This window comes from Microbacterium sp. (assembly GCF_031178525.1).
In the GTDB taxonomy this organism is placed as follows: domain Bacteria; phylum Actinomycetota; class Actinomycetes; order Actinomycetales; family Microbacteriaceae; genus Microbacterium.
The window spans coordinates 1-2994 of sequence record NZ_JAPSJA010000281.1 but is presented as its reverse complement, the minus strand read 5'-3'; the positions used below and the strand labels follow the sequence as shown (position 1 = coordinate 2994).

The following is a 2994-nucleotide window of genomic DNA, read 5'->3' as shown; positions in this document are numbered from 1 at the left end:
CGTGCTGATCGTCTTCGGCATCATCCTGGGCATCGCCGACCGCTACGGGCGCCGCGAGCGCGACCTCGACGACATCACCTACCCCAGCGGCGTCGCCATGGGCTTCGCGCAGGCGCTCGCCCTCGTCCCCGGCGTCTCCCGCTCCGGCGCCACCACGACCGCCGCCCGGCTTCTCGGCTACAACCGCACCGCCGCGGCCGAGTACGCGTTCCTGCTCGCCGTGCCGGCGGTGTTCGGCAGCGGCCTGTACGAGCTGCTGCACGCGCTCAACGAGCCGCAGAGCGGTCCGTACGGCATGGGCGAGACGGTCGTCGCGACGCTCGTGGCCGGCATCGTGGGCTGGATCGTGATCGCCTACCTGATGCGCTACCTCAAGACCGGAAGCTTCCTGCCGTTCGTGATCTACCGCGTCGCGCTCGGCGGCGTGCTGCTGGTGCTGCTCGCGACCGGGGTGCTGCAGGCCTTCTGACGGATCCTGCGCGAGCACGGCCCGCACAGTTTCGGCGCGGGGCGTCAGCGACCGCGCTCGTCCTTGCCGCGGCCGTCGCTGCGGCGCAGGTAGCTCTCGAAGGCCTGGGCGATCGCGTCGCCGGACGCCTCGGGAGCGTCCACGGTGTCGCGGGCCTGCTCGAGCTGACGGATGTACTCGCGCATCTCGTCGTCGTCGGACGCCGCCGCGTCGATGGTCGCCTCCCACGTCGCCGCCTCCGCCGCGAGCGTGCCGCGCGGCACGTCCGCCGCGGCGAGCTCCTCGAGCCGGTCGAGCAGCGCCAGCGTGGCCTTCGGGGACGGCGTGTGGCCCGCGACGTAGTGCGGCACGCTCGCCCACAGGCTCGCGGATGGGATGCCCGCCTGCTCGGCTGCATCGCCGAGCACGCTCAGCACGCCGACAGGCCCCTCGTAGCTGCTGCGCTCGAGGGCCAGGGCGCCGCGCAGGGCCTCGTTGTCGCTGCCCGCGAAGATCGAGATGGGGCGCGTGTGCGGCACGTCGGCCATCATCGAGCCCAGGGTGACGAAGCCCGTGATGTCCTCCCGCAGCGCGGCATCGACGAACTCGGCCGCGAACGCCTGCCACGCGCGGGCCGGCTCGACGCCGGTCAGCACCCAGAACTCCGTCTGCCCCGGGCGCGGGTTCACGGGGCGGTGCAGGGTGGCCTCGGGCCAGCGCAGCCGCCGACGGCCCGCAGCATCCGACTCCACGGTCGGGCGCGTGTACTGGTAGTCGAAATAGAGCTCGGGGTCGACGCTGACCACCGGCTCGTACGCGCCGTTCGCGAGCAGGAGCCCCACGGCGCTCGTGGCGGCCTCGCCCGCGTCGTTCCATCCGTCGAACGCGGCGACGATGATCCTGCGTCCGAGGGTCGCGCCGGCGGCGGTCGCTGCGATGTCGGCCTCGTGCTCCACTCGGCTCCTCTCCGTCCGCCGCGCGAGGTGCCCGGCGGGACTTCGTCCCAGGATAGGCGCGTCGTGCGCACATGTGGCCTGACGCGCGGTGTTCTCCCTGTCGCGCCGACGGCCCCGGTCGACCGGCTCGCAGGGGCCTCCGGGGCGGCCGCGGCTAGGCTGTCTCGGTGACTTCACCCCGCACCCTTCCCGGTCAGCAGAGCGCCGCCGCGCCGGCCGGCCAGCTTCCCGCCGCCGTCCTGTGGGACATGGACGGCACGCTGGTCGACACCGAGCCCTACTGGATCGCGGCCGAGGCCCCGCTGGTCGAGGAGTACGGCGGCTCGTGGACGCACGAGGACGCGCTGCAGCTCGTCGGTCTGAGCCTCGACGCGTCGGCGCGGATCCTGCAGGACGCAGGAGTGCGCCTCAGCGAGGACGAGATCATCTCGACGCTCACGGCGCGCGTGATCGCCATGTGCGCCGACAAGGGCGTGCCCTTCCGCCCGGGCGCGCTCGAGCTGCTGCGCGACCTGAAGGAGGCCGGCGTGAAGACGGGCCTCGTGACCATGTCCTACCGCCACATGGCCCTGTCGATCCTCGACCTGATCGGCTTCGACGCGTTCGACGTCGTCGTGGCCGGCGACGACGCGACGCGGCCCAAGCCCTTCCCTGATCCGTACCTCCAGGCCGCGGAGGCGCTCGGGGTGGACATCGCCGACACGGTCGCGATCGAGGACTCGCCCAACGGCCTGCGCTCGGCGATCGCCTCCGGCGCTGTCGCCCTCGGCGTCCCGAACATCCTGGCGCTCGACGACATCGGCGCGGACGCGCTCTGGCCGACGCTCGCCGATCGCTCGGCCGCGGATCTCGGCGCTCTGCACGCCGAGCGCGCGGCTGCCAAGGCGGCCCCGTCCAAGGAGGCCTCCGCATGACCGGCGTCCCCCGTCCGCGCGGACCGTTCCGCTACGGCGACCGCGTGCAGCTGACCGGACCCAAGGCCCGCATGCACACCATCACGCTGCGCGAGGGCGGCGAGCTGCACACGCACCACGGCGTGCTCAAGCACGAGCAGCTCATCGGACATCCCGACGGCTCGGTGTTCGCCAACAGCTCGGGCCACGAGTACCTGGCGCTGCGTCCGCTGCTGCGCGACTTCGTGATGTCGATGCCGCGCGGCGCCGCCATCGTGTATCCGAAGGACGCGGCCGCGATCGTCGCGCAGGCCGACATCTTCCCCGGCGCGGTCGTCGTCGAGGCGGGCGTCGGGTCCGGCGCGCTGTCGCTGTCGCTGCTGCGCGCCGTGGGCTCGGAAGGCCGCCTGATCTCGTTCGAGCGGCGCGCCGAGTTCGCGGACGTCGCGCGCGGGAACGTCGAGACCTTCTTCGGCGAGACGCCGGACTTCTGGGAGGTGCGAGAGGGCGACCTCGCAGAGGCGCTGCCGCAGGCCGTGGAACCCGGCTCTGTCGACCGCGTCGTGCTCGACATGCTCGCGCCGTGGGAGGTCATGGACGCCGTGGCCGACGCGCTCACGCCCGGCGGCGTGGTGATCTGCTACGTCGCGACCGCGACCCAGCTCTCGCGCGTCGCGGAGTACATCCGCGGCACCGG

The 2994-nt window shown here is 73.0% G+C and carries 4 protein-coding genes; 3 read left to right on the top strand and 1 reads right to left on the bottom strand.

Annotated features, from left to right (window positions below):
* Positions 1-469: undecaprenyl-diphosphate phosphatase (locus tag RIF89_RS13165; RefSeq protein ID WP_309069549.1), on the top strand; the 469-nt coding region annotated here is incomplete at its 5' end.
* Positions 470-513: 44 nt separating this feature from the next.
* On the opposite strand, the gene RIF89_RS13160 is transcribed toward RIF89_RS13165, so the two are convergent.
* Positions 514-1404 (bottom strand): PAC2 family protein, encoded by an 891-nt coding sequence (locus RIF89_RS13160; RefSeq protein ID WP_309069548.1) that lies wholly within the window; start codon positions 1402-1404, stop codon positions 514-516.
* A 167-nt stretch (positions 1405-1571) separates the two neighbouring features.
* Between RIF89_RS13160 and RIF89_RS13155 the strand changes: the two genes are divergently transcribed.
* Together RIF89_RS13155 and RIF89_RS13150 are read left to right on the top strand one after the other, a co-directional pair.
* Positions 1572-2318, top strand: coding sequence for an HAD family hydrolase (locus RIF89_RS13155; protein ID WP_309069547.1), 747 nt, complete (start codon positions 1572-1574; stop codon positions 2316-2318).
* A partial coding sequence (locus RIF89_RS13150; protein ID WP_309069546.1) for a class I SAM-dependent methyltransferase occupies positions 2315-2994 on the top strand: 680 nt, incomplete at its 3' end. The genes RIF89_RS13155 and RIF89_RS13150, both read left to right, overlap by 4 nt.